Genomic DNA, 26,732 nt, shown 5'->3' with positions numbered 1-26,732 from the left:
TAGGCATTTATACCGAAGTCGTGGGGCAAAACACGGGATCGCGCATGCGATTCAGACAACCGGGGATGCAGTATGAAAATTGGAACAAGGACGTCGGCGATCCTGACCGCAACGGCATCGCTGATCGCGATCACCATGTCGGCCGCGCCGGCACAGGCGCAGCAGGCGGAGGATTGCTCGGCCTATGACACGCAGGCCGAGCGCGATGCCTGCGCCGAGCGCGTCAACACGACCGTCGCGAGGCCGGACAGCGTCAGCAGCGACGACGGGGCCATCATCGTCACGGGCTCGCGCATCCGCAAGAGCGAATTCAACAGTCCCGACCCGATCCAGATCATCAACCCCGACCTGGGGCAGAAGCAGGGCCAGAACCAGCTTGCCGACATCCTCCAGTCGTCGCCGGTCGCGGCGGGCTCGATCCAGATCACCTCGGCGATTTCGAACAGCTTCGTCACCAACGGCGGTGCCGACGCGCAGACCGTCTCGCTGCGCGGTCTCGGTGCCGAGCGCACGCTGGTGTTGCTCAACGGTCGCCGCGCCGGCCCGGCGGGCGTCCGCGGTGCGGTGTCGTCGTTCGACCTCAACGTGCTGCCGCTGTCGGTCGTCAAGCAGGTCGAGGTGCTGAAGACCGGCGCCTCCTCCATCTACGGCTCCGACGCGGTCGCGGGCGTCGTCAACATCCTGACCAAGACCGACACCGACGGCTTCGAGGTCGGCGGCTTCACCTCGGTTCCGGTGCACGGCGGCGGCGAAACCTATGATTTCAACGTCACCTGGGGCAAGCGCTTCGACCGCGGCCATGTGCTGGCGACGGTCGATTATTACCAGCAGCAGAATCTGCGCCGGAACGACCGCAAGTTCCTGGGCTGTCAGGAGGAATATCTGACGCGCGAGGACGGAACGCGCGCCGACATCGTCGATTTCCGCACCGGCAAGCCGGCGTGCAACGGCATCATCGGCAACCTGATCCTGACCAACAATGATTTCAGCGGCGATCCGATCGTCAACGACGACGGCGACCTTGTGGGGTTCCAGCCGACGCTGCTGGCCCCCAACGGCCAGCAACTGTTCATCGGCCAATATGGATCGCAATTCGGCCAGGTCGGCATTTCGTTCAACGATTACGGGGCGTTCGGTATATCCGCCCCGACCGATTTCTTTGGGCTGAACTTCGACGGTCCGTCGACCGGCGCGACGAATCAGTATCTGCCGCTCGAGCAGATGTCGGACGTGTTCTCGAAGGTCACGCGTCTCACCGGTTATCTCGACGCGTCCTACGAACTGACCGATAATGTCGAAATCTACACCGAACTGCTGTTCAACAACCGCAAGTCCTACAACAACAGTTTTCAGCAGGTCAGTGTGTTCCAGTTCACGGGCGATTCGACCCGAACCGGGGCCCTGCCGGTTCCCATCACCCTGCTGTTCTGCGACCCGTCGGTGTATAACTGCACGCCCGGCGACCTCGGCGATCCTTTCAACACCGAATTTACCGGGGCTTTCCTGCTCCGCCCGCTGGTTCTGACCAAATCGGACTTCAGCACCGACGTCGACTATTATCGCGGCGTGCTGGGTCTGCGCGGTGACTTCGGCGGCTTGCTATCGGGCTGGAACTGGGACGTCTACGGCCAGTACAGCCGGTCGGACGCCAAATATACGCAGGATGTCGTCTATCAGGATTCGCTCGATTCGCAGACCTTTCGCACCCGGTCGTGCGTCGGGCTGACGACGGCGATCCGCGGCGTGCCGTGCATCGACATCGACTTCACCGATCCCAGGGTCCTGAACGGCGATTTCACGCCGCAGGAACGCGCCTTCCTGTTCGGCAAGGAAACCGGCCGCACGCTGTTCACCCAGACATCGGCCGAAGCCACCGTCGCCGGCGACCTGTTCGAACTGCCCGCGGGCAAGGTCGGCGCGGCATTCGGCGCGCAAATCCGGCAGGACAAGATCAACGATACGCCGGGCGAGGTGACGCTGGCGGGCAATGCCGCGCTGCGCACCTCGTCGGGGATCACCGCCGGCAAGACGGTCAGCAAGGAAGTCTTCGGCGAACTCCAGATTCCGCTGATCCACGACACGCCGTTGATCCAGCGCCTGACGCTGTCGGGCGCCGGCCGCTATACCAGCGTCGACGCCACGCGCCGCGACGGGGTGAAGGACAGCTTCAGCGACGCGACGTGGAAAGCCGGGCTCGACTGGGAGGTCACCGACTGGCTGCGCTTCCGCGGCACCTGGGGCACCTCGTTCCGCGCGCCCGCGCTGTTCGAACTGTTCCTCGAGAACCAGACGGGCTTCCGCGATCAGCAGGATATCGACATCTGCCTCAACGCCGCGACCAAGCTTGCCGCGGGTACGATGAGCCAGCGAGTCTACGACAATTGCATCGCGGCGGGCGTTCCAGCCAATTTCACCGGCGCGACGGGATCGGCGACCGTGGTGTCGGGCGGTGGCATCGGGCAGCTCAAGCCCGAAACCTCGACCGCCAAGACGGCGAGCGTCGTCCTGACGCCCGACCTGTCGGGCGTGCTGTGGAGCGGCCTCAAGACCAGCCTCGCGGTCGATTATTTCGACATCAAGGTGAAGGACGAGATCACGACGCTTGGCGCCGCGAGCATCATCAGCGGCTGCTACAATTCCGAGTTCGGGCTCGACGATCCGCTCTGCGACCTGATCACGCGCGCGCCGTCGGGCCCCGAGGAGCATAATATCACCGATGTGCGCGACACCTATGTGAACATCAACCGCCAGCGCAACCGCGGCATCGACGTGACGCTGCTGCTCGACCAGGACCTCGGCAACCTCGGCTCGCTGGCGTTCCGTGCGCAGATGACGTGGCAGATCGAGGACAAGGTCGCGCTGTTCGACGGCTTCGTGATCGACGACAATGGCGAGGCCGGCGATCCGAAATGGGTCGGCGATTTCAACCTCGCGTGGGAAAAGGGGCCGTGGACGCTCTTCTACGGTCTCGACGTGATCGGCGGCACATCGAACCAGCAGGACCTGCTCGACGAGCAGGGCAGCGCATGCCGTACCTCGATCTTCCGCCCCGGCGGCACCTTCTGCCCCGACACGCGGCTGGCGCCGACCTTCTATCATTCGATGTCGGTGACGCGCGATGTCGCCGACCGTTTCGAGATCACGGTCGGCGTGGCGAACATCTTCGACACCGCCCCGCCGCGGGCGTCGACGATCTACACCAGCGTTTCGGCCCTCGGCCAGGCGCCGGTGTTCGGTTCGCAATATGATTATCTCGGCCGCCGGGTGTTCCTGCGCGCCAGCGGCCGCTTCTGACACGCGCCGCCACGGAAGCATCGGGCGGCGGGAGCGATCCCGCCGCCCTTTTTATGCCCGCGGCGGGCGAAGCATGCTGGACAAGCGGCGCCGGCTCTGGTCGAACGGCGCGCATGGCGGACGTCAAGCTTCATCCCGACTGGCTCGCACGGATCGGCGGCGAGTTCGATCAGCCCTATATGGGCGCGCTCAAGCAGTTCCTCGCCGACCAGCGGGCGAAGGGAAAGCGCGTCTATCCAAGGCCGCGCGACTGGTTCGCGGCGCTTGACGCGACGCCGCCGCAGGACGTGCGCGTCGTCATCCTGGGGCAGGACCCCTATCACGGCCCCGGGCAGGCGCATGGCCTGTGCTTCTCGGTCCAGCCGGGGGTCCGCGTGCCGCCGAGCCTCGTCAACATCTACAAGGAGATGCAGAGCGACCTCGGCATCCCGCCGGCGCGCCACGGCTATCTGAAACACTGGGCCGAACAGGGTGTGCTGCTGCTCAACAATTGCCTGACCGTCGAGGCGGGGCAGGCCGCCTCGCACCAGGGCAAGGGGTGGGAGCGTTTCACCGACGCCGCGGTCGCCGCGGTCGCCGCCGACCCCGCACCCAAGGTCTTCATCCTGTGGGGCAGCCATGCGCAGCGCAAGGCCGCGAACGTGCCGGGGCTGGGACCGGGCACGCCGCATCTGATCCTGCGCGCGCCGCACCCGTCGCCGCTGTCGGCGTCGAACGGCTTTTTCGGATCGCGGCCGTTCAGCCAGGCGAACGCCTTTCTGGCGGAGCACGGCCGCGGCACTATCGACTGGCGCCTGCCCGAGACGGCGGAGGTCGCCGCCGGCTGACCGCCGCATCGCGCGGACGAATCGATCAGAGTGAGCGAAAGCGTGCGTTGGCGCGGCGCCGTGCATCGGGTCTACCCCATGCCCTTGCCCCGCTGGAGACGCGCCGATGCCGACCGACCTGATGAAGACGCTGACCTATTTGTCGCTGCACCTAGCGATCGGCTTCGGCGTTGCCTATGCGCTGACGGGATCGGTCCGGGTGGCGGGCGGAATCGCACTGATCGAGCCGTGCATCAACGCCGTCGCCTTCTTCTTCCATGAAAAGGCGTGGCGCCGCGCCGATGCGATGCGAATCGCCGTGCCCGCCCGACTGCGCGGGAACCCCGGCTGCCCCGGCGCCGTTGCACTGCTGTGTCGATGAAGGAGAAGAAGCATGACGGTGAACAGCGCAAGCGCCCGCTACGAAGGGCTGGGCAAGGACGGCAAGGGCCATATCTGGACCAAGCGCGGCACGCTCGATGGCGCGCCCTACGGTTTCGCCTCGCGCTTCGAGGACGGGCCGGGCACCAACCCCGAGGAACTGATCGCCGCGGCGCATGCCGCCTGCTTCACCATGGCGCTGTCCTTTGCGCTGGCGCGCGCCGGCCATAGCGACGGCCAGCTCGACACGCGCGCCGACGTCACGCTGGGCAAGGACGGCGATGGCTTCGCGGTGACGAAATCGGCGCTGACCCTGACCGCGAAGGTGCCCGGGATCGACGCCGACGCCTTTGCCGCGATCGCGGCCGATGCCAAGGCCAATTGCCCGATTTCGAAACTGCTGAACTGCGAGATCACACTCGACCACAGCCTCGAAGGCGGGTGAGCGCCGCGGTTCAGCCGGCGCCGAACTGGCAGTTGCCCTTGCGCCTTTCCTCCTTGCCGCCGGCGAGGAACCAGCGCGCATCGCTCGCCGACGCCGCTTCGTCATAATAGCAGACGTCGGTCGCGCCGGTCGCGGGATCGACCAGCACCGCCCATTGGTGCGGTCCGCAATTATGTTGCTGGCACGCCCAGGCCATGACCTTGCCGTCGTGCATCTCGATCGGCGCCGCCGGACCTTCCAGCGTCTGGATGGCCTTCAGCACCTTCGCGTCCTTCACCGTCGCGGCGAGCCCCGCCTTGACCGCGGGATGATCGTCCCACGCGACGCCATCGACCTTGTCGAACGGATATTTGCCGACATAGGCGGCGAGGTTCTTCGCGTCGCCGGCTTTCGCGGCAGGCGCCGCGTCGGTCGGCGCGGGCACTGCCGCAGCTTCCGACGGCGCCGCCGGCTGATCGGCAGCGGCCTGCGCGTCAACGCCTTGCGCATCGATGGGGGGCGGTGGAGCGGCATCGTCGCCCGAGCCGCAGGCGGCGAGCGCGAGCAAGGCGGCTCCGGCGAGCGCGGGAAAGACTGGCAGGCGGCGGATTAGCGTCATGGCAGGTCCCCTTTCGCGGGCGATCATGCCACGGCCCGGCCGCCGCCGATACTCTTTTCCGCCGGCCGCAGCGCCCTAGGACGGATCGACATTCAGAGGATGGCGAGCCGAAATGGTGGATTTGCGAGACCCGGAGCGCAGCGTGCTGATGGCACGTGAGCACCGGAAGCTCGCAAAGCCGCCATTTGCAGGCCGCCAGAGCTGAATGTCGATCCGTCCTAGCGGCAGCGCACGTCGTCGTTGCCGCCCTTGTCGATCGCACGGCCCGCGACCGCGCCGCCGATCGCGCCGAGCACGGTGCCGAGCGTCTTCGAATCGCCCGGCGCGATGACGTTGCCCAGCGCGCCGCCGGCGATGCCGCCGATGATCAGCCCGGTCGTGCCGTCGGAGCGCTTGCAATAATAGCGCCCGTCGCGCCCGCGATAGATGCGGTCGCCCTTGCCGAGGCGGCGCTCGCGGTAATCGCCGTCGCGATAATGGTCGTCGGCATACCAGCCGCCGCCGCGGCGCGGTCCGTCGTCATAGCCATAGCCGGTCGAGGCGCAGCCGCCGGCGAGCGCGGTCGCGGCGACGAGCGGGGCGAGCAGAAGCTTGTTCATGGGACATTCCTTTGCAGGTGGGCCGCGGGACGGCGGACTTTCTGCCTGATAGACACGCGGGAGCGGCCCGAAGTTCCGGCGGCGGCCGTTTTTCGCCCCGCGCCCTTATCGCTTGACCTCAAGCGCGGTTGAGCTTGCATCAGGGGGGCAGACGATTCGCGAGACGGAGATCTGCCATGCTGTACCGCCCGACATTCGAAGCCTCCGACGGTCCCGCCGCCGCGCGCCCGGCGCCGGGCGGCGACCTGTTGCCGCGCTATTTCGCCCGCATCGACTACGACGGGCCGGCCGAGCCGACGCTGGCGGTGCTGCGCGCGCTGCACGCCGCGCATATCGCGGCGATTCCGTTCGAAGCGATCGACGCGCTGGTCGAGGGCAATGTCGACATCGGCGCCGAAGCGGTGGCCGCGAAGCTGATCGAAGGCGGGCGCGGCGGCTATTGCTTCGAGCAAAACGGCCTGTTCCTGCGCGTGCTGCGCGCGATCGGCTTCGAGGCCGAGGGCCTGCTCGGCCGCGTGCGCTGGCTGCGCGACCCGGCCGCGCCGCCCGCGCCGCGCAGCCATATGGTGGTGCGCGTCCGCGTCGACGGGCGCGCCTGGCTGGCCGATGTCGGTTTCGGGTCGGCGGTGCCGCCCGCGCCGCTGGCGATGGACGGCGCGGCGCCGCAGCCGACCGCGCACGAAAGCTATCGCGTCGCGCGCGGCGACGCGGGCAGCGGTATATGGGAGGTGTCGATCGCGATCGGCGACGACTGGGCGCCGCTCTACGACATCGACGACGCGCCCGCGCCCGCGATCGATTACGAGGTCGCCAACTGGTACACATCGACCCACCCCGATTCGCATTTCCGCCACCAGCTGATCGCCGCGCGCACCACCGCCCGCGCGCGCTATGCGCTGCGCGACAACCGGCTGACGATCCGCCACGCCGACGGGTCGAGCGAGCGGCGCTATCTGACCGCCGATGCGATCGAAGCCGCGCTCGTCGAACTGTTCGGCCTGGCGGTGCGGCCGCACTGGCGTGCGGCGATCGAGCGCGCCGCGACCGCGGAGGTCGAGGGGTAGGGGTCCGGCCCGCGCCGGCGAACGAAGGAAAGCGGGCCCCGCGACTGGCCCGCGACGACAATGGTGCGGGCAAGGCCTGCGCCTCCGCCGAACCGCCGCGCGTCAGCCCGCGTCGGAGCGGAGCGGCCAGCGGCCGCGTTCGACATGGGTGGTCTTGCCGACGATGCTTTCGGTCAGGATGATCTCGTCGACCGTCCAGCCGATCGGCGCGATCGTCTGCGCGCCCAGCCGGTCGCCGCGATAGTTGATCGTGACGTGCGGTTCGGGCGTGGTGCCGTCCATGATCGGCGCCTTCGCGGCCAGCATATGGTTGACCAGCGCCTTCTGGAACGCCCGCGCCCCGGCCAGCGGATCGCGCGTCCGCAGCGTCACCGCCTTGCGGTTCTCGATCCGGTCGAAGCGGAGCGGGAAGGGCGGTGCGACGAAGCTGTCCAGCGCGGCGACGGTCGCGGGCAGCCAGTCGGGCGGCGCATAATGCAGGTCGTAGAGCGAGATGAGCGTGACATGGAGAAGGTGGGGGCCGCGCGAAGGATCGTTGCGCGGCAACGCGGCGATCTGCGCCTGCACCTCCGGCGGCGGCTTCGCCATGACGTAGAGGGGGTTCCGGGCGCGCATGGGTGGGAGTGTAGCATGGTGTGGGGCGTAAGGGCATTGCCGGCGCGAGTTATTACAGCTTTCAGGACAAATGGTCTGTCTATTCGCTCCTCTGCGCTGTGCCGTCTTTTGCACATGAGAGTAGGTTAAGACGCATTCTGTTGGCCTTGAAAATGCGAAAAGAAACGATCATTCTCGATAGCTGTAGGGGAGGCAAGGCGCAATGAAGATAAGCAAAATAAGAATTCGTTCCTTTAAAAATATAGAAGATGTCACGCTCGATCTAGACGACATGAATCTCTTGGTTGGAGGAAATAATGCAGGAAAATCTTCATTTATCCAAGGAATACATTTCACTATTAGTGCTCTTAGATCTGCAAAAATGCACGGTAAGAGCGCCAATATGCCTGCCAGTACTTTAGGGGTAAATCAATTTACTTTTTTACCAACTCAAGAAATTATGGAAATAAATCATTGGTTTCCAATGACGCAGGACTATGGTCCCAAGTTTGACTTTGAGTATTTCGACGAAGACGGAGACCTTCAAGATTTTCGTTTATCTCTTTATCGAGGAAAAAACGCAAACGTATCGCTAAATTTTCCTAAGGGCTCCCCATTTTTTCGCGCTGCATCTGACGTCAGGGCGCCGTTCTCCGTATACGTTCCGGGGCTTGCTGGAATTCCGTTGGCCGAGGAGCGGAGAGCAAACTCGATCGTCCAAACTGGCATTGCGCAAGGGGATGCGAATCTTTTTCTTCGAAACGTACTGCACAGACTGGAAAAAGAGCCGCTTCAAATGCAGGCGCTTCGTACTTTAATGAGAAACATATTCCCGAATTTTGCGGTCGAAACGAAATTCGACGAAAATGTGAATCAATTCATCTCTTCTAAGGTTAGGTTGGGGGGTACTTGGACGCCGCTAGAAATGGCTGGAACCGGCTGTTTGCAGGCTTTGCAGCTTGCTGCTTACGTGATTCTCTATGAGCCAAAATTACTACTGTTAGACGAGCCCGATGCTCATCTTCATCCCGGCAATCAGAAGCTACTCGTAGAGCTTTTGTTTTCGTTATCTGAAACCGCGGGGACGCAAATCATTCTCGCTAGCCATTCCCGTCACGTATTTGACTCCATAAAAAACAACCCGTTAGGCTCCGTTTATTGGCTAAGCGATGGAAGTTTGGTCGAAGATTTGGACGCTGACGTGGGGCTTCTTTTGGAACTCGGTGCTCTTGATCGATTTGAGGAGCTAAGAAACGATGAACCCAAGGTCCTTGTATTTGCCGAAGACGAAAAGACGAAAAAACTTGAAATCCTGCTTCAGTCTAACGGTTGGGATATGGAGAAGTGTAAGTTTGTTTCGTTTAACGGAGTAGATAACCTTGAGGCAACTAAGATAGTTGTGGAGTATTTTTTAAGCATGAACGAGGAGTCAAAGGTTTTCATTTACAGAGATGGAGATGGAATGACTCCAGATGAGAGAATTTGGGCGCTTAAGAGGTATGAAAATGTACTTCCCGACAGGTGCAAGATGTTCATATCTACACTTACAGATATTGAGCACTTTTTCTGTGGACCGGATCATGTCGCGGAAATCTGCGAAATCGATGAAGACGAGGCTTTTGCGATAGTTGAAGGGGTTATTGACGAAAATCAAGCGAAGCTATCTTCAAAAATGACGAGAAAGAGAGAGGATTTGAAGTTCAAAATTCTAAGGAACTTTCAAGGCAGGGCGAATATTGACAATATTATTGGTGATAGGGTCAGCTTCCACTACTCTCTTGGTAAAATTTTACTTCCACAAATCGAAGGCCGTCTTCGAGAGCTTGGACACAATTTCCGAAGCTTGGTAGCGCCGAGCGCGGCTCTCAGAGTGCAGGAAATCGAAGATTTCGAAATGCCTGATTAACCGAGAAGTTAGAGAGCATGTGATTGGGTCTGGAGATGCCTTAATCATGCTCGCGGCCGCCCGCGCCCATATACAGTTCGCGCCCCGTTTCTTCATAGACTTCGCTCATCTGCGCCATGCCCTTTTCGGCTTCCTCCGCCGCAAGGAAACCCGCGCTGTCCTGATTTTGCAGCTTTGCGAATTCGCGCACTTCCTGGCTGATCTTCATCGAGCAGAATTTCGGCCCGCACATGCTGCAGAAATGGGCGGTCTTGGCGCCCTCGGCCGGGAGGGTCTGGTCGTGGTATTGCTCGGCCGTGTCGGGGTCGAGGCTCAGGTTGAACTGGTCGCGCCAGCGGAATTCGAAGCGCGCCTTCGACAGCGCGTCGTCGCGGACCTTGGCGGCGGGGTGGCCCTTGGCGAGGTCGGCGGCGTGGGCGGCGAGCTTGTAGGTGACGACGCCGACCTTCACATCGTCGCGGTCGGGCAGGCCGAGATGCTCCTTGGGCGTGACGTAACAGAGCATCGCGGTGCCGTACCAGCCGATCATCGCGGCGCCGATGCCGCTGGTGATATGGTCGTAGCCCGGCGCGATGTCGGTGGTCAGCGGCCCGAGCGTGTAGAAGGGCGCCTCGCCGCACGCCTCTAGCTGCTTGTCCATATTCTCCTTGATCTTGTGCATCGGGACGTGGCCCGGGCCCTCGATCATCACCTGCACATCCTGGTCCCACGCGCGCTTGGTCAGTTCGCCCAGCGTGTAAAGCTCGGCGAACTGCGCCTCGTCGTTCGCGTCGGCGATGCTGCCGGGGCGCAGGCCGTCGCCGAGGCTGTAGGCGATGTCATAGGCCTTCATGATCTCGGTGATCTCGTCGAAATGGTCGTAGAGGAAGCTTTCCCTGTGATGCGCGAGGCACCATTTCGCCATGATGCTGCCGCCGCGGCTGACGATGCCGGTGACGCGCTTCGCGGCGAGCGGGACGTAGGGCAGGCGGACGCCCGCGTGGATGGTGAAATAGTCGACGCCCTGCTCGGCCTGCTCGATCAGCGTGTCGCGGAAAATCTCCCACGTCAGCTCCTCGGCGATGCCGCCGACCTTCTCCAGCGCCTGATAGATGGGGACGGTGCCGATCGGGACGGGCGAGTTGCGGATGATCCATTCGCGCGTGTCGTGGATGTTGCGCCCCGTCGACAGGTCCATGACGGTGTCGGCGCCCCAGCGGATCGACCAGACCATCTTGTCGACCTCGGTCGCGACGTCGCTCGCGACCGCGCTGTTGCCGATATTGGCGTTGATCTTGACGAGGAAGTTGCGGCCGATCGCCATCGGCTCGCTTTCGGGGTGGTTGATGTTGCTGGGGATGATCGCGCGGCCGCGCGCGACCTCTTCGCGGACGAATTCGGGCGTGACATAATCGGGGATGCTGGCGCCCCAGTCCTGCCCGTCGCGGACATATTCGGCGAGTCGCTCGCGACCGAGATTCTCCCGCGTCGCGACATATTCCATCTCGGGCGTGACGATACCGCGGCGGGCATAGTGCATCTGGCTGACGTTCGCGCCCGGCCTGGCGCGCAGCACGGTCTTGCGGACGTTGGGGAAGGCGGGGACGCCGCCGCTGCGGTCGGGGCCGAGCTGGCCGTTGTCCTCCGGCCGCACCTCGCGCTGCGCCACCTCCTCGACGTCGCCGCGGGCGCGAATCCAGGCGCTGCGCAGTTCGGGAAGGCCCTGTGCGATGTCGATGCGGGCGTTCGGGTCGGTGTAGGGGCCGCTGGTGTCGTAGACGCGGACGCTGGGTTCGCCGCTGTGCGGGTCGAGGTCGATCTCGCGCATCGCGACCCGGATGCCGCTGCCGGTGGGACACGCGACATGGACCTTGCGGCTGCCGCGGATCGGGCCGGTGGTGACGCCGATGCTGGCGGCGGTCGTCTTGTCGAGGCGGGAATCGATGTCGGCCATGGCAGTCGCTCCATTGCTACGGAGCAAGGCCTGGGATTCCGCGCGGAACGCCAACCCTCCCTCCGCCCGAGTTACCGGGATCAGGTTCGACGGGTCGCGGTCTATTCCGCTCTCAACCTGCGTTTGCGCGCCAGGCTCCCCGGGGATGCCGCCACCTTAGCCGCGCGGTCGCGCGCTGTCCATCGGCGGTTCCGGGTTACTCCGCCGCCACCGCCTCGCGCTTCGTCGCCCGCTGGCCGTCGTAGACGAAGGCGGGGTCCGTCAGGTCGATGTGCGGGAAGGCGTCCTTTTCGGCCCAATAATCCTGGTTGTGGCGCCATTCGGATTTGTCGCCGCGCTTCGGCATTTCCGACAGGCCGCGCATCAGATAGCCGGGGTTGAAATTATCCTCCTCGATCCACGGCAGGATGTCCATGCCCTGATCCTCGGGACGCAGCGCGACCTCGACCTTCTTTGCGCCGATGTCATCCATGTGACCCAGCAGGTTGCAGACGAAGTCGCCCATCATGTCGACGCGCAGCGTCCAGCTCGCGCGGAAATAGCCCATCACCCACGCCAGATTGGGCACCCCCGTCATCATCATGCCGCGATAGGTCACGGTCTCCCCCCAATCGACCGTCCGCCCGTCGACGCTGAAGGGAATGCCGCCCATCACCGACAGGTTGAAGCCGGTCGCGGCGACGATGATGTCGGCCTTGATCTCGGTTCCGTCCGACGTGCGGACGCCCGTTTCGGTGAAGCGGTCGATGGTGTCGGTGACGACGGTCAGCTTGCCCTCGGTCGCCGCGCGGAAGATGTCACCTTCGGGGCAGAAGGCCAGCCGCTGCTGCCATACGCGATAGCGCGGGGTGAAGTGCGGTTCGAACTGGAAGTCCGGGTTGCCCGAAAAAAGGCGGATCAGCTCTTTCAGATCCTCGAACACGGCATCGGGTTCGGTCTGGGCGCGGCGGGTGAGCTGGTCCTGATCGTACATGATCTGCGCGCGCACGACGCGGTGGATCGTCGGTTCGTCGATCCCGACCTCGCGCAGCCGGTCGGCGAGCTCGTTCTTGTTCTCGGAACAGAAGAAATAGGTCGGCGAGCGCTGGAGCATCGTCACATGCGCGGCCTTTTCGGCGAAGGCGGGAACGACGGTCGCGGCGGTCGCGCCCGACCCGATGACGAGGATGCGCTTGCCCGCATAATCGGTGTCCGGGTCCCACAGCTGGGCGTGGACGAACCGGCCCTTATAGTCCGACAGGCCCGGCCAGTCGGGAACATAGGGCTTTTCATGGTCGTAATATCCCTGGCACATCCACAGGAAATCGGCGGTGAATGTGACGGCGACGCCGTCCGCCTTGCGCACCGCCTCGACCGTCCAGCGATTCTCGTCGCTCGACCAGCGGCAGGCGGTGATGCGGTGGCCGTAGCGGATATGATCGCCGATGCCGTTTTCCTCGATCACCTCGCCCAGATATTTGAGGATCTCGGCACCGCTGGCGATCGGCGCGCCGACCCACGGCTTGAAGCGGTAGCCGAAGGTGTAAAGGTCCGAATCGGACCGCACGCCGGGATATTTATGCGTCTCCCACGTGCCGCCGAACGTCTCCTTCATCTCGAGGATCGCGTAGCTTTTGCCCGGGCATTGCTGTTGCAGGTGCCAGGCCGATCCGATGCCCGAAATGCCCGCGCCGACGATCAGCACGTCGACGTGAGTCGGTTCGGCGGCCGTGCCGGGGGTGGAGGTGGCGGCGGCCGACGCCGCCCCGATCGCTGTCGTCATGGTCTGTTCCGCTCCCATATTATCTGGCTAGGGTTTATGCCCTAATCTGTCGTGCGAGTCACGTCTCTGCATTGATCGAGGTCAAAGCCGGGGTGAGGTTCAGCCTTCCGTAGGCTGACCCGTTCCTTCGTCATGCTGAACTCGTTTCAGCATCCATGGCCGGGCCTTCCTTTTTGCGTCGCCTTTTTATTGGAGGGCAGACCATGGACCCCCGGATCGGGTCCGGGGCAGGCTCTGAAACAAGTTGGTGTTTATACCCTTGAGACAGGGACGCTGGTGATCCCCGGCGAAAGCCGGGGTCCATGCGAGGCAGGCGCACGTAGCTGGACCCCGGCTTTCGCCGGGGAACGCTCACCTGTCGGAAGGGGATAATTGCCAAACAAGTTCAGGGTGACGGAAAAGAGTCATCACAGCCTGGCGCCACACTGATGGGTGTCTCGACTTCGCTCGACACGAACGGGTTCGGGTCGGGTCTTTCCCCTAGGACGGATCGACATTCAGCTCTGGCGGCCTGCAAATGGCGGCTTTTCGCGCTTCCGCTGCTCACGTGCCGTCAGCACGCTGCGCTCCGGGTCCCGAAAACCCACCATTTTGACCTGTGGTCGTCTTCGACTCCGGCTCGCCATCTTCTGAATGTCGATCCGTCCTAGAATTGATAGGCGATGCCGACGCCTCCGACCCACTGGTCGGCGCTGCCGGCGTCGCGGACGATCGGCGAAGCGGCGAAACGGCCGGTCATGCGGCCGTATTGCGCGCCGCCGAGCAGCACGAATCCCTTCCGCAGATCGCCCGACAGCGCCCAGGCGCCGGCGAGGCCGATCGTATATTTGCCCGCGGTCGCCTTGCGCCCGGCGCGGTCGTAGACGGGCAGGCCGCTCGCGGCGCTGCCGAGCGGATCGACGTCGTAATAATAGCGGCCGAAGCCCTTGCCATAGATGTTCAACGACGCCGAGACGCCGACATAGGCGCGCTTCGACAGTGGGGTGCCATAGTCGATCGTCGGCGAGACGAACCAGCTTCCGTGCCGTCCCGAAACATCGGCGAGCCCGACGACGCGGACGCCGAGCTGGTCGTAGCGGCTGGTGAAGACGCCCTGGCGGGTGACGCCCATCGCCAATCCCGCCTCGACCGCCAGCTTGCGTTCGCCGAGCGCCTCGACCTGCGCGTCCTTGATGCGGCCGGTGCGGTCGCTGCGCAGGCCGATGATCGGGCCGAACTTGAAGTCGGTGCGCTGGCCGCGCTTCTGCCGGATCAGGTCGACCTGGAAATTGGTGCCGCGGGTCGAAAAGGCGAAGCCGCTGACGCGCCCGCGCAGATAGAAGGCGGGCAGGACGGCGCGCTCGTCGGAGCCGTTGTAGCTCGGCACGCTGATCACTCCGGCGGCGACAGCGAAATGGTCGCGCGCCCATCGGCGATCGTCGTCCTCGTCGCGGTCGCGCGCGGCGGGCAGCAGGATCGAGTCGTCGATGTCGCCGCGATCCTGCGCATAGTGGGCGGGGGCGGGTTGGTCGGCGGGCCCGAGTTCGCGCCCGCCGCTCAGGCTGCGGTCGGCGGGCGGCAGCTCATAGGGCAGCGCGGCTTCGTCCGCGGCGGCGGGCGACGTCGTCCCGATCGCGGCGGCGAGGAGGGCGAGGAACGGCAGGCAAAGCAAGCGAAGGGCGGGCGCGACCATGGACGGTTTATCTTCCTGTCGTGGTGCCCCTCTCGGCGCAATGTGTAAGTCATTGACGCCGCAATGCAATGGGGTAGCGGTGACTGGAATCGGGCCGCCGATCCCCGCATCCGCGTGCATCGGACGTCCTTGCGAGCGGCGAAGCCGCGCGGCAGTCCAGAGCAGGTGCAAGCCGCCCCGCCCGCTGCCAAGGCTTCGCCTTGCGATGGTGGGCTTTTCGTTCCACCATGGCGGCATGTCCGATCGTCGCGCCTTCGCTTTTCCATGCCGCGTCCGCGGCGCCGGTGCGGCATGAGCCGGGCGCCGCGCCTTGCCGGCTATGCGCTGATGGCGGCGGCGGCGCTGCTCGCGCTGGCGATGCGGCGCGCGGGGCTGGAGGCGGTCGGGCCGTTTCCCGCCGTCGCGGTCGCGCTGTTCGCCGGAATGGTCGGCGTGATGCTGGTGTTCACCGACCTGATGGTGCGCGGCCTCTATGCGCAGATCGACGCGGTCAAGCGCGGCGCGGACGCGGAGAGCGACGAAAAGGCTCCGCCTCTTTAGAGGAGGGCGGGACCGGCTTTTCGTTCGACAGTTTCGGTGCTTGGCGGTATGAGGCGGCAAATGACCGACCGTCCGCATACGCCGCTGCTCGACACGGTGGATGTCCCCGCCGACCTCCGCAAGCTGAAGCCCGAACAACTCCGCCAGTTCGCCGACGAACTGCGCGCCGAGACGATCAGCGCCGTCGGCGCGACCGGGGGGCATCTGGGCAGCGGGCTGGGCGTCGTCGAACTGACCGTCGCGCTCCACTATGTGTTCGACACGCCGCGCGACAAGATCGTGTGGGACGTCGGGCACCAATGCTATCCGCACAAGATCGTCACCGGGCGCCGGGATCGCATCCGTACGCTGCGCCAGGGCGGCGGGCTTTCGGGCTTCACCAAGCGCAGCGAGAGCGAATATGATCCGTTCGGGGCCGCGCATAGCTCGACCTCGATCAGCGCCGCGCTGGGCTTTGCGATCGCGAACAAACTGAAGGACGAGCCCGGCCGCGCGATCGCGGTGATCGGCGACGGGTCGATGTCGGCGGGCATGGCCTATGAGGCGATGAACAATGCCAAGCAGGCGGGCAACCGGCTGATCGTCATCCTCAACGACAACGACATGTCGATCGCGCCGCCGGTCGGCGGGCTGTCGGCCTATCTGGCGCGGCTGGTGTCGTCGCGGCCGTTCCTGGAACTGCGCGAGGTCGCGCGGCGCTTCGCGCGCCGGCTGCCGCAGCCGCTGCACAAGGCGGCGCGCAAGACCGACGAGTTCGCGCGCGGGCTGGCGATGGGCGGGACGCTGTTCGAGGAACTGGGCTTCTACTATGTCGGGCCGATCGACGGGCATAATCTGGAGCATCTGATCCCGGTGCTGGAGAATGTCCGCGACAGCGACCATGGCCCGGTGCTGATCCACGCGGTGACGCAGAAGGGCAAGGGCTATGCCCCCGCCGAGGCGGCGGCCGACAAATATCACGGCGTGCAGAAATTCGACGTCATCACCGGCGAGCAGGCGAAGGCGCCGCCGGGGCCTCCCGCCTATCAGAATGTGTTCGGCGAGACGCTGGCGAAGCTGGCCGACAGCGATCCGCGCATCGTCGCGATCACCGCCGCGATGCCGTCGGGCACCGGGGTCGACAAATTCGCGCGCGCGCACCCGGACCGCGCCTTCGACGTCGGCATCGCCGAACAGCATGCGGTGACCTTTGCGGCGGGTCTGGCGGCGCAGGGGATGCGGCCGTTCGCGGCGATCTATTCGACCTTCCTCCAGCGCGCCTATGACCAGGTCGTGCACGACGTCGCGATCCAGAACCTGCCGGTGCGCTTCGCGATCGACCGCGCCGGTCTGGTCGGCGCCGACGGGTCGACGCACGCGGGCAGCTTCGACGTCACCTATCTGGCGACGCTGCCCAACATGGTGGTGATGGCGGCGGCCGACGAGGCCGAACTTGTCCACATGACCTATACGGCGGCCGAATATGACGACGGCCCGATCGCTTTCCGCTATCCGCGCGGCAACGGCATCGGGGTGCCGCTGCCCGCGGTGCCGGAGAAGCTGGCGATCGGCAAGGGGCGCGTCGTGCGCAGCGGCAAGACGGTTGCGATCCTGTCGCTCGGCACCCGGCTCGCCGAGGCGCTGAAGGCCGCCGACACGCTGGAGGCGCGCGGGCTGTCGACCAGCGTGATCGACCTGCGCTTCGCCAAGCCGCTCGACGAGGAGTTGATCCGCCGCACGCTGGCGAATCACGAGGTCTGCGTGACGATCGAGGAAGGCAGCATCGGCGGGCTGGGCGCGCATGTGCTGACGCTGGCGAGCGACGCCGGGCTGATCGACGCGGGCCTGAAGCTGCGCACGATGCGGCTGCCCGACAGCTTTCAGGACCAGGACGCGCCGCACGCGCAATATGACGCGGCGGGACTCAACGCGCCGCAGATCGTCGATACGGTGCTGAAGGCGCTGCGCCACAACAGCGCGGGCGTGGAGGAAGCGGGCGCGCGGGCTTAGTCCGGCCCGCTTTCCATCTCAAGCGCGTCGATAAATCTCGCGCCGATGGCCGATCGCCACGACGAGGATCACCATTCGGCCGTCCTCTATCTTTGCGATCACGCGATAATCGCCGATGCGATAGCGCCAATAGCCGGTGCGTTCGCCGACCAGCGCCTTGCCGCGCTGGCGCGGGTTTTCGAGTGCGGCGACCTGCTCCAGCCCGACAAGGATGCGCTCGCCGGCGCTGCGCGGCAGCTTGCGGAGTTGCCGCCGAGCCGCCGCGTCGAACTCAAGCGTCCAGGCCAAGCTCGCGTCGCATCTGTTCGATCGAAACGGTCTTGCCTGCGTCGGGCTGATTCAACGCTTCTTCGAGAAGCGCGATATCTTCGAGGTCCTCGATATATTCCTCGATCGCCTTGCGCGCGAGGGCGGTTTTGGTCCGGCCCGACCGCCTGGCGGCGGCGGCGAGCCGTTCTTCCAATTCCTTGTCGAGGCGGATGGCCAGCATGGCGAAGCTCCTTTGCTATACATGTATAGCAAAGTTGCCAATTCTGCAATCCAACGGTGTGAAGACTGCGGCTACGCCCCAGGAATGGCGGCGCTGGCGTCGCGGCCGTCGCCTTCGGGGGCGGCGATGATGTCGCGGGTGACGAGGCCCTTGTCGACCACCTGCGTATCGGGGCTGCCGATCTGGCTGCGGATGCCGGCGTCGGCGCGCGGGCCGTCGGCGCTGCCGATGATCGCCGATTCGGTCGCGCTGCGCGGCGAATCGCCGCCGAACAGCGCACGCAGCGTCTGTTCCGCGGTGGTTTCGTTGCCGGGACGCGCGGCGCCGGGCGCGGGCGGAGTCAGCGCGAAATCGGGCGGCACGACGAGCGGCGCCTGGCGCGACACCGCGAATTCGTCGGGCCGGTCGCGGCTGAACAGGCTGTTCGACCCGCAGGCCGAAAGCGTCGTCGCGAGAAGCGAGGCGGCGAGGATGACGGTGGTCCGGTTCACGTAAAAAACTCTCCTGATGCGCCCCGTTTAATCCGCGGCCGTGCCGTTCGCCGAACGGTCGGCGGCCGAAGGCGCCTTTTCGCGCAAGAGCAGCGCGCGCGCAACCAGCAAAAGCACGCCGATGGTGATGCAGGCATCGGCGACGTTGAAGATCAGGAACGGCCGGAAATCCCCGAAATGCAGGTCGGCGAAATCGACGACGAAGCCGTGGCGGACCCGGTCGACGATGTTGCCGAGCGCGCCGCCGAGGATCAGCGCGAGCGCGACGACGTCGCCCTTCGCCTGCTCGCGCGTCATCCAGAAGGCGACCGCGGCGGCGACGAACGCGGTGACGGCGACCAATGTCCAGCGCGTCGTGTCGTTGCAGTCGGAGAACATCGACAGCGAGATGCCGCAATTCTCCGCCCAGGTCAGGTTGAAGATCGGCAGCACGCCGATGACGCGCTTCGCCTCGAGCGACAGCGGGCCGATGACGACCCACTTGCTGACCTGGTCGAGCAGAAAGGCCGTCGCGGCGACGAGCAGGCCGAAGCGCAGATAGGGGGAGCGTTTGCCGGTCATCCCCCGTCCAATACCGTCTCGCAGCGATTGCACAAGCCGCCGTCCTGTGCGACCTCCGGCAGGTGGCGCCAGCAGCGGCCGCATTTGTGGTTTTCGGTGCGCTTCACATCCCATTCGCCCCGGTGGACGGTCGAGGTGATGAAGATTTCCTCATAATCGACGTCGCCCGGATCGTCGGGCAGCCACAGCTCGGCTTCGAGGCTGGACCGGACGACCTTGTCGCGGCGTAGCGGCTCGATCCGTTCGGTGACGAGCGCCCGGGTCTCGCGGATCGCCGCCCATTTCGCGCGCATCGCGTCGCTCTGCGGCAGGACGGGAAGCGCGGGCCATTCGAGCAGATGCACGCTGCCCGCGTCGGGATAGCGCGTGCCCCACACCTCTTCGCTGGTGAACACCAGCACCGGCGCGGCGTAGCGGACGAGCGCGTGGAACAGCGTGTCGAGCACGCTGCGATAGGCGCGGCGGGTGTCGGTGCCGAGCGGCGCGGCGGGGCCGAGGTCGCAGTAGAGGACGTCCTTGCGGATGTCGAAATAGAAGGCCGACAGATCCTCGTTGCAGAAATCGGCGAGGCTGCGCGTGTAGCTGTTGAAGTCGAAATCATCGACCGCCTGCGCCAGCTTCGCATCGAGTTCGGCGAGCAGCGACAGCATGTAGCGTTCGAGCTCGGGCATCGCCGCGACGTCGGTGACGCGCTCCGCCTCGCTGAACCCGTCGAGCGCGCCGAGCAGGTAGCGGAACGTATTGCGCAGCTTGCGATACTGGTCGGCGACCCCGGTGAGGATCTCCTTGCCGATGCGGTGATCCTCGGTGAAATCGACCGACAGCGCCCACAGGCGCAGAATGTCGGCGCCATAGTCGCGCATCAGGTCGATCGGGCTGATCGTGTTGCCGAGCGACTTGGACATCTTCATGCCCTTGGCATCCATGGTGAAGCCGTGCGTCAGCACCGCACGATAGGGGGCGTGGCCGCGCGTGCCGCAGCTTTCGAGCAGCGACGACTGGAACCAGCCGCGATGCTGGTCCGACCCCTCCAGATAGAGGTCGGCGGGGAAGGGCGAACCGTCGTGGCGGACGAGCGCGGGCCAGCGGCCGCTTTCGAGCACGAAGGCGTGGGTCGATCCCGAATCGAACCAGACGTCGAGGATATCGGTGATGCGTTCGTAATCGGCGGCATCGCGATCGGGGCCGAGATACTCCTGCGCGCGCGCATCGCTCCACGCATCGACGCCCAATTCGCGGATCGCCGCGACGATGCGGTCGTTCACCAGCGGATCGTTCAGATACTGGCCGGTCTTGCGGTCGACGAACAGCGTGATCGGCACGCCCCATGCGCGCTGGCGCGACAGCACCCAGTCGGGGCGGGTTTCGACCATGCTGCCGATGCGGTTGCGGCCCTTGGCGGGGACGAAGCGCGTATCCTCGATCGCCTGCATCGCCGCCTGCCGCAGCGTCGGCGCGGCGCACCGCCCTTCCTCGGCCGGGTTGATCGCGCCGCCCTCATTTTCCCAGCGCTTTTCGCCGGGGGACTTGGGCGAGATGTGGGCCATCACCTTGTCCATCGGCACGAACCATTGCGGGGTGCAGCGATAGATGACCTTCGCCTTCGAGCGCCAGCTGTGCGGATAGCTGTGCCGGTAGTCGGCGCTCGCGGCGAGCAGCGCGCCCGCCTCGCGCAGGTCGGAGCAGATCGGGCCGTCGGGGGCGTTGAACTTCGGATTGATGACGCTGCCCTGGCCGCCGAGCCATGCCCAGTCGGCGCGATACTTGCCGTCGCCCTCGACCGCGAATTGCGGTTCGATGCCGTTCGCCTTGCACAGGTCGAAATCGTCCTCGCCATGGTCTGGCGCCATGTGAACGAAGCCGGTGCCGCTGTCGGCGGTGACGAAATCGCCCGTGAGCAGGGGACGGGGCCGCGCGAAAAAGCCGCCGAGATGGTGCATCGGATGGCGCAGCTCGATGCCTTCGAAATCGGCACCGCTGTAGAGGCCCGCGCCGACGTTCCACTTGCCGCCGGTTCCGTCAAGATCGCCGAGGCGCTGCATGACCGACGCCGCAAGATCGCGCGCCACGAGATATTCGACCCGCTGGATATGGCCGGCGTCGTCGGTCCATCCATAATCGATGAGGATATATTGCAGCTCGGGATTGTAGGCGACGGCCTGGTTGACCGGGATCGTCCACGGGGTGGTCGTCCAGATCAGCAGCTTCTGACCGGGAAAGATCTTCCCATTGCCTTTGGTTACTTCGAACGCCACGTCGATCTGGGTCGAGACGATATCCTCATATTCGATCTCGGCCTCGGCGAGAGCGGTCTTTTCGACCGGGGACCACATCACCGGCTTCGCACCGCGATAGAGCATGTCGTTGGCGGCGAATTTGAGCAGCTCGCGGACGATGGTCGCCTCGGCCTCGTAATCCATCGTCAGATAGGGGTGATCCCAGTCGCCGCCGATGCCGAGGCGCTTGAGCTGCTCGCGCTGGGTGTCGACCCAATGCTGCGCATAGGCGCGGCATTCGGCGCGGAATTCCTCGACCGGAACCTCGTCCTTGTTGAGCTTCTTCTTGCGATACTGTTCCTCGACCTTCCACTCGATCGGCAGGCCGTGGCAGTCCCAGCCGGGAACGTAGGGCGCATCCTTGCCCTTCAGCGTCTGGGTGCGGACGACCATGTCCTTGAGGATATGGTTGAGCGCATGACCGATGTGCATGTCGCCATTGGCATAGGGCGGGCCGTCGTGGAGGATGAACTGGTCGCGGCCCTTGCGGCTTTCGCGAATCTGCCCCTCGAGATTGCCTTCGAGCCATTTGGCGAGAATTGCCGGCTCCTTCTGTGGCAGGCCGGCCTTCATCGGGAAGTCGGTCTTGGGCAGGAAGACGGTGTCGCGATAGTCAGGAGCGTCGGTCATGGCCCGGGCGCTTAGCGCAGTTTTGCGGGCGCGCAAAGAAGGGCGAGCGGCTGCTTTTGGAAAAGATTCGCGCAGAGGCGCAGAGAGCGCAGAGAAGGAAGAAGATTCACGCGGAGACGCGGAGAGGTCATGATCGCCGCGAAGCGGCTTTCTCCTTCTTCCCCCGCGCCATGATGCGGAAGCGGTAAGATGAGGGGCCTGTCGGCCGGGCTCTTTCTCTCCGCGCCTCCGCGTCTCCGCGTGAACCAAACTCTCTCTGCGCTCTCTGCGCCTCTGCGCGAATCCTTTTATACGCCCGTCAGCAAGATTTTCGCCTGATCGCAGTCCGCCGCGATCTGGGCCATCAACGCGTCCATCGTGTCGAATTTCGCCTCCGGGCGGAGGAAGGCGTGGAAGGCGACGTCGATCGGCTGGCCGTAGAGGTCGCCCGAGAAATCGAAGAAATGCGGTTCGAGCAGTTCCCTGGGCGGGTCGAAGCTGGGGCGGATGCCGAGGTTGGCGGCGCCTTTCAGCACGCGGCCATCGGACAGCGTGCCGGTGACGGCATAGATGCCGTAGCGCGGGCGCAAATAGCTGCCCATGTCGATGTTCGCGGTCGGGAAACCCAGCAGGCGGCCGTTCTTGTCGCCGTGCTGGACGATGCCGCGCACGGTGAAGGGGCGGGTGAGCAGCCGCGCGGCGGTGGCGCAGTCGCCGGCGCGCAGCGCATCGCGGATGCGGCTCGACGAGACGGCTTCGGCGGCGTCGTCGACCGGCGCTACCATCTCGGTGAAGAAGCCGAGGCGGCGGGCGTGGTCGGCGAGCGTCACGACATTGCCGCCGCGCCCCTTGCCGAAGACGAAATCGGCCCCGGTCACCACCCCGGCGGCGCCGTAGCGATCGAGCAGCAGTTCGGTGATGAAATCCTGTGCGCTGGTGTTCGCCAGCCCGGCGTCGAAGGGGAGGACGAGCATCGCGTCGGCACCCGCGGCGGCGAACAGCTCCTGCCGCTGGTCGAGCGTGGTCAGGCGGAAGGGCGGCGCGTCGGGCTTGAAGAAGCGCACCGGGTGCGGATCGAAGGTCGCGACGATCGCGGGACGGCCGTCGTCCTTCGCATGATGGACGGCGCGGCCGACCACCGCCTGGTGCCCGGCGTGGAAGCCGTCGAAATTGCCGAGCGCGATGACGCCGCCGCGCAGGGCGGCGGCGATGCGGTCGTGGCCGTCGAGGCGGATCACGCGCTTTCCTCTCTCCGTTTGCCCTGAGCGTGTCGAAGGGCCGCTCTTTCTTGCCACGGTGAAGGAAAGAGCAGTGCTTCGACAAGCTCAGCACGAATGGACTGAGAAGGCGGGGTCATTTCGCGGCGGCCATCGGCGCGAGCCCCGCGCGGATGACGCGGATCGCGTTGCCGCCCATCGCGGCGCGGATTTCGTCGTCGGTGAAGCCCGCGTCGATCAGCGCCTGCGTCACCTGCACCAGCTTCGACGTGTCGAAGCGCACCGTCGTCGCGCCGTCATAGTCGCTGCCGAGCGCGACATGGTCGATGCCGACGAGGTCGCGGACATGCTTCATCGCCTTCGCGATGCTCGTGGGCGAGGTGTCGCAGACCGCGGCGTCCCAATAGCCGATACCGATCACGCCGCCGGTCGCGGCGACCCCGCGAATCTCGTCGTCGGAAAGGTTGCGGTTGACCCCGCACGTCGCCTGCACCCCGCCGTGGCTGGAGACGACGGGGCGGCGCGCCATCGTCAATATGTCGGCGACGCAGGCGTGGCTGCAATGCGCGATGTCGACGATCATCCCCTTCGCTTCCATCCGCTGCACGACCTGTCGGCCGAGCGGGGTCAGCCCGCCCTTTTTCAGGCCGTGCATCGACCCGGCGAAGATATTGTCGAAGAAATGGGTGATCCCCGCCATGCGGATTCCGGCGGTGTAGAGCTTGTCCAGATTGTCGATATCGCCTTCGAGATCGTGGAGCCCCTCGACGCTGAGCATCGCGCCGACCGGCGGCGGCGCCTTGGTGCGCCGCGCCGCGAGCAGCGCGTCGAGCTGCGGCTGCGTCGCGACCGCCATCAGCCGGCCCTGCGACGCGGCGACGGCACGGTGCAGTTTCTCGGCATGCCACAGCGAGCGTTCGAGCAGCGAGTTCCACGTCCGCACCGGTTGAAGCTGCGCGATGACGAGACTGGTGACGATGTCGGTGTCGTCGCCGTTGGCGTCGTAATTCTGCCCCTTGGGCGCCTTGGTCGTACTCGACAGGATCTGGAGCGCGACATTCCCCTCTGCGAGGCGCGGCAGGTCCATGTGGCCGCGATCCGCCGGCTTCAGGAAATCGCGGCTCCACAGCAGGCTGTCGCTGTGCAGGTCGACGATCGTCAGCGTCTTGTGCAGCGCCTTCGCATGCTCGCCGACCTGAAGCAGCGGCTTGCCGTCGATCTTGTTCGTGCCGCGCTCGATCATGCCCGGCGCGAAGAGGAAGAAGGCCGCCGCCGCGACTAGCAGCAGCGCGAGAAGTCCGATCAGCCAGCGGCGCATTCTTCTTCTCCCCTATCCGGTCCTGCGGGTGAAGGTGACGAAGCTGTAGGCCGGCCGTCCGGCTTCGCCCGGGTGATCCTCGCGCGCGATTTCCTGCCATTCGCGGGCGTCGGGATAGGCGATGGTCGCGTCGCCCGCAGGTTCGAGCGCCACCTCGGTCAACTCGATGCGCGTCGCGAGCGGCAGGAACAGGCGATAGATGTCGGCGCCGCCGATCACCATCGCCTGCGGCGCGTTGGCGAGGCGCAGCGCCTCTTCGACCGATCCGGCGGGCTCGGCGCCCTCCTCGTGCCAGTCGGGATCGCGGGTGAGGACGATGTGGCGCCGTCCGTCGAGCACCGCGGGCAGGCTGTCGAAGGTCTTGCGCCCCATGATCATCGGGCGGCCCATGGTGAGCTGCTTGAAGCGGCGCAGGTCGGCGGGCAGGTGCCACGGCATCTTTCCGTCCGCGCCGATGACGCCGTTGGCGGCGCGGGCGAGGATCAGCGTGATGTCGGGACGCTTCATCGGGGCACGGCCTCCGGACCGACCCCCGGACCGACCCACGTGACATGGCCGAGCTTGCGCCCCGGACGCACCTCGGTCTTGCCATAATGGTGGACGTGTGCGGCGCCGTCGGCGAGCAGGTCGGGGACGCGGTCGATGTCGGCGCCGATCAGGTTGTGCATCGTCACCGGCAGCCGCGGCACGGCGGTGCTGCCGAGCGGCAGGCCGGCGACGGCGCGGACATGATTTTCGAACTGGCTCGCCACCGCGCCCTCGATCGTCCAGTGGCCGCTGTTGTGGACGCGCGGCGCCATCTCGTTGAACAGCGGCCCGGCGTCGGTCGCGAAGAATTCGCCGGCGAGCACTCCGACATAATCGAGCGCGTCGGCGACCTGCGCCAGCAACGCGCGCGCCTCCGCCTGCTGGTCGAGGACGATCGGCGGCGGCGGCAGCGTCGAGGCGCGCAGGATGCCGGCTTCGTGCACGTTGAGCGGGCTGTCCCAGACGCGCGTCTCGCCGTCGAGGCCGCGCACCAGGATCGCCGAGAATTCGTGCGCGAAGGCGACGAAGCCTTCGAGGATCGCGGCGCGCGCGCCGATCGCCTGCCACGCCGCGTCGGCATCGGCCGGGTCGGGCGAGGCGATCCGCGCCTGCCCCTTGCCGTCATAGCCCATGCGCACCGTCTTGAGGATCGCGGGCGTGCCGATCGCCGCGAGCGCGGCGTCGAGCGCGGCGCGGTCGGGCACCGCGGCGAAGGGCGCGGTGCGGCCGCCGAGACCGGCGACGAACGCCTTTTCGGCGAGCCGGTCCTGCGCGACCTCCAGGCTTTTCGCGCCGGGGCGCACCGCGACATGCCCCGACAGGAAGCGCACCGTGTCGACGGGAACATTCTCGAACTCGAAGGTCACGACGTCGCAGGCGGCGGCGAAGGCGGCCAGCCGTTGCTCGTCGTCCCACGCCGCGCGCGTATGCATCGCCGCGACCTCCGCCGCGACGCTTTCGCGGTCGGGGGCATAGACATGGGTGCGATAGCCGAGCTGGGCGGCGGCGGCGGCGAGCATGCGGCCGAGCTGGCCGCCGCCCAATATGCCGATGGTCGATCCGGGCGGCAGCATCCGCGATCAGCCCTCGCGCACCGGAACCGGGGCGACGCCCCCGGTCTGTGCGGCGCGCCAGGCGTCGAGCTTTTGCGCAAGGCCGGCGTCGGCGTTCGCGAGCAGCGCTGCGGCGAACAGGCCGGCGTTGGTCGCGCCCGCCTTGCCGATCGCGAAGGTCGCCACCGGCACCCCGCCGGGCATCTGGACGATCGACAGCAGGCTGTCCATGCCGTTCAGCGCCGCCGACTGGACGGGGACGCCGAGCACCGGGACGCGCGTCATCGATGCGATCATGCCGGGCAGGTGCGCGGCGCCGCCCGCGCCGGCGATGATTGCCTTCAACCCGCGGTCCGCCGCTTCGCGAGCATAGGCGACGAGCCGGTCGGGGGTGCGGTGCGCGGAGACGATCCGCACCTCGTGCGCAATCCCCAGTTCATCGAGAACCTGCACGGCATGCGCCATGGTCGGCCAGTCCGACTGGCTGCCCATGATCACGCCGACGCTGATGCCGGTGTCCGGCGCCGCTTCGCCCATCACCCCAATCTCCCTGCCGCGGCGATTCACCGCCGTCCGGTCCCCCTAGCGGGTCGGGAAGGCGGGAGCA

The 26,732-nt window shown here is 65.8% G+C and carries 24 protein-coding genes and 1 riboswitch; of the genes, 8 read left to right on the top strand and 16 right to left on the bottom strand.

Translation table 11 applies throughout. From position 1 onward, the window contains the following. Window positions 1-72: 72 nt before the first annotated feature. The 4 genes from SGRAN_RS19745 (at window position 73) to SGRAN_RS19730 (ending at window position 4,926) form a co-directional block, all read left to right on the top strand. Window positions 73-3,294 (top strand): TonB-dependent receptor domain-containing protein, encoded by a 3,222-nt coding sequence (locus SGRAN_RS19745; protein ID WP_067186359.1) that lies wholly within the window; start codon window positions 73-75, stop codon window positions 3,292-3,294. Between the two features lie 113 nt (window positions 3,295-3,407). Continuing rightward, on the top strand, window positions 3,408-4,121 hold the full coding sequence (gene ung, locus SGRAN_RS19740) for a uracil-DNA glycosylase (RefSeq protein ID WP_067107301.1): 714 nt from the start codon (window positions 3,408-3,410) through the stop codon (window positions 4,119-4,121). Window positions 4,122-4,227: 106 nt separating this feature from the next. Continuing rightward, window positions 4,228-4,482, top strand: coding sequence for a DUF2061 domain-containing protein (locus tag SGRAN_RS19735; protein WP_067107304.1), 255 nt, complete (start codon window positions 4,228-4,230; stop codon window positions 4,480-4,482). A gap of 12 nt (window positions 4,483-4,494) precedes the next feature. Next, the gene (locus SGRAN_RS19730) at window positions 4,495-4,926 is read left to right on the top strand and encodes an OsmC family protein (RefSeq protein ID WP_067107307.1); all 432 of its coding nucleotides are present in this window, start codon (window positions 4,495-4,497) and stop codon (window positions 4,924-4,926) included. 10 nt (window positions 4,927-4,936) lie between these two features. Here the strand turns inward: SGRAN_RS19730 and SGRAN_RS19725 are convergent, their stop codons facing one another. Then, the gene (locus SGRAN_RS19725; protein ID WP_067107310.1) at window positions 4,937-5,524 is read right to left on the bottom strand and encodes a hypothetical protein; all 588 of its coding nucleotides are present in this window, start codon (window positions 5,522-5,524) and stop codon (window positions 4,937-4,939) included. 218 nt (window positions 5,525-5,742) lie between these two features. Then, the gene (locus tag SGRAN_RS19720; protein WP_067107313.1) at window positions 5,743-6,123 is read right to left on the bottom strand and encodes a glycine zipper 2TM domain-containing protein; all 381 of its coding nucleotides are present in this window, start codon (window positions 6,121-6,123) and stop codon (window positions 5,743-5,745) included. A gap of 176 nt (window positions 6,124-6,299) precedes the next feature. Between SGRAN_RS19720 and SGRAN_RS19715 the strand changes: the two genes are divergently transcribed. After that, window positions 6,300-7,187 (top strand): arylamine N-acetyltransferase family protein, encoded by an 888-nt coding sequence (locus SGRAN_RS19715; RefSeq protein ID WP_082737373.1) that lies wholly within the window; start codon window positions 6,300-6,302, stop codon window positions 7,185-7,187. Between the two features lie 102 nt (window positions 7,188-7,289). On the opposite strand, the gene SGRAN_RS19710 is transcribed toward SGRAN_RS19715, so the two are convergent. After that, window positions 7,290-7,802, bottom strand: coding sequence for a 2'-5' RNA ligase family protein (locus SGRAN_RS19710; RefSeq protein WP_067186357.1), 513 nt, complete (start codon window positions 7,800-7,802; stop codon window positions 7,290-7,292). A gap of 202 nt (window positions 7,803-8,004) precedes the next feature. Here SGRAN_RS19710 and SGRAN_RS19705 point away from each other — a divergent pair, with 202 nt between their 5' ends. After that, a complete protein-coding gene (locus SGRAN_RS19705) occupies window positions 8,005-9,687 on the top strand; it encodes an ATP-dependent nuclease (protein ID WP_082737372.1) in 1,683 nt (560 codons plus the stop codon). A gap of 40 nt (window positions 9,688-9,727) precedes the next feature. Here the strand turns inward: SGRAN_RS19705 and thiC are convergent, their stop codons facing one another. The 3 genes from thiC to SGRAN_RS21945 all read right to left on the bottom strand — a co-directional run bounded on the left by thiC (window position 9,728) and on the right by SGRAN_RS21945 (window position 15,054). Continuing rightward, complete coding sequence (gene thiC / locus SGRAN_RS19700) at window positions 9,728-11,620, bottom strand: phosphomethylpyrimidine synthase ThiC (protein WP_067107320.1); 1,893 nt, start codon at window positions 11,618-11,620, stop codon at window positions 9,728-9,730. Window positions 11,621-11,660: 40 nt separating this feature from the next. After that, window positions 11,661-11,772, bottom strand: a riboswitch (TPP riboswitch). Window positions 11,773-11,816: 44 nt separating this feature from the next. Beyond that, window positions 11,817-13,382, bottom strand: a complete 1,566-nt coding sequence (locus SGRAN_RS19695) for a flavin-containing monooxygenase (protein ID WP_067187191.1) — start codon at window positions 13,380-13,382, stop codon at window positions 11,817-11,819. A gap of 646 nt (window positions 13,383-14,028) precedes the next feature. Next, entirely contained in the window at window positions 14,029-15,054 is a 1,026-nt protein-coding gene (locus tag SGRAN_RS21945) for a MipA/OmpV family protein (protein WP_067186356.1), read from the bottom strand. A 291-nt stretch (window positions 15,055-15,345) separates the two neighbouring features. Here SGRAN_RS21945 and SGRAN_RS22405 point away from each other — a divergent pair, with 291 nt between their 5' ends. Continuing rightward, entirely contained in the window at window positions 15,346-15,594 is a 249-nt protein-coding gene (locus SGRAN_RS22405; protein ID WP_148650931.1) for a hypothetical protein, read from the top strand. 60 nt (window positions 15,595-15,654) lie between these two features. Next, window positions 15,655-17,583, top strand: a complete 1,929-nt coding sequence (gene dxs, locus SGRAN_RS19680; RefSeq protein WP_067186352.1) for a 1-deoxy-D-xylulose-5-phosphate synthase — start codon at window positions 15,655-15,657, stop codon at window positions 17,581-17,583. 18 nt (window positions 17,584-17,601) lie between these two features. On the opposite strand, the gene SGRAN_RS19675 is transcribed toward dxs, so the two are convergent. The 10 genes from SGRAN_RS19675 to purE form a co-directional block, all read right to left on the bottom strand. Then, window positions 17,602-17,871, bottom strand: a complete 270-nt coding sequence (locus SGRAN_RS19675) for a type II toxin-antitoxin system RelE family toxin (protein ID WP_067111433.1) — start codon at window positions 17,869-17,871, stop codon at window positions 17,602-17,604. Further along, window positions 17,855-18,073 (bottom strand): type II toxin-antitoxin system RelB family antitoxin, encoded by a 219-nt coding sequence (relB, locus tag SGRAN_RS19670; protein WP_067111430.1) that lies wholly within the window; start codon window positions 18,071-18,073, stop codon window positions 17,855-17,857. The genes SGRAN_RS19675 and relB overlap by 17 nt, the downstream gene beginning before the upstream one ends. 71 nt (window positions 18,074-18,144) lie before the next feature. Then, window positions 18,145-18,564 (bottom strand): DUF3035 domain-containing protein, encoded by a 420-nt coding sequence (locus tag SGRAN_RS19665; protein ID WP_067111427.1) that lies wholly within the window; start codon window positions 18,562-18,564, stop codon window positions 18,145-18,147. Between the two features lie 27 nt (window positions 18,565-18,591). Next, window positions 18,592-19,125 (bottom strand): signal peptidase II, encoded by a 534-nt coding sequence (gene lspA, locus SGRAN_RS19660; RefSeq protein WP_067186350.1) that lies wholly within the window; start codon window positions 19,123-19,125, stop codon window positions 18,592-18,594. After that, on the bottom strand, window positions 19,122-22,031 hold the full coding sequence (gene ileS / locus SGRAN_RS19655) for an isoleucine--tRNA ligase (protein ID WP_067186348.1): 2,910 nt from the start codon (window positions 22,029-22,031) through the stop codon (window positions 19,122-19,124). The genes lspA and ileS overlap by 4 nt, the downstream gene beginning before the upstream one ends. A 287-nt stretch (window positions 22,032-22,318) precedes the next feature. Continuing rightward, complete coding sequence (locus tag SGRAN_RS19650) at window positions 22,319-23,248, bottom strand: bifunctional riboflavin kinase/FAD synthetase (RefSeq protein WP_067186347.1); 930 nt, start codon at window positions 23,246-23,248, stop codon at window positions 22,319-22,321. Window positions 23,249-23,363: 115 nt separating this feature from the next. Continuing rightward, window positions 23,364-24,545, bottom strand: a complete 1,182-nt coding sequence (locus SGRAN_RS19645) for a dipeptidase (protein ID WP_067186345.1) — start codon at window positions 24,543-24,545, stop codon at window positions 23,364-23,366. Window positions 24,546-24,557: 12 nt separating this feature from the next. After that, a complete protein-coding gene (locus tag SGRAN_RS19640) occupies window positions 24,558-25,052 on the bottom strand; it encodes a dihydrofolate reductase (RefSeq protein ID WP_067186343.1) in 495 nt (164 codons plus the stop codon). Beyond that, on the bottom strand, window positions 25,049-26,146 hold the full coding sequence (locus tag SGRAN_RS19635; protein ID WP_067186341.1) for a 5-(carboxyamino)imidazole ribonucleotide synthase: 1,098 nt from the start codon (window positions 26,144-26,146) through the stop codon (window positions 25,049-25,051). Before SGRAN_RS19635 ends, SGRAN_RS19640 begins: the two co-directional genes overlap by 4 nt. Before the next feature lie 6 nt (window positions 26,147-26,152). Beyond that, window positions 26,153-26,662: a 5-(carboxyamino)imidazole ribonucleotide mutase gene (gene purE / locus SGRAN_RS19630; protein ID WP_067186339.1), complete on the bottom strand. Its 510-nt coding sequence runs from the start codon at window positions 26,660-26,662 to the stop codon at window positions 26,153-26,155. Between the last annotated feature and the right edge of the window lie 70 nt (window positions 26,663-26,732).

Source organism: Sphingopyxis granuli, from assembly GCF_001559015.1.
GTDB lineage: Bacteria > Pseudomonadota > Alphaproteobacteria > Sphingomonadales > Sphingomonadaceae > Sphingopyxis > Sphingopyxis granuli.
The sequence above is the reverse complement of the archived record's forward strand: the minus strand, read 5'-3'. Positions and strand labels throughout refer to the sequence as shown.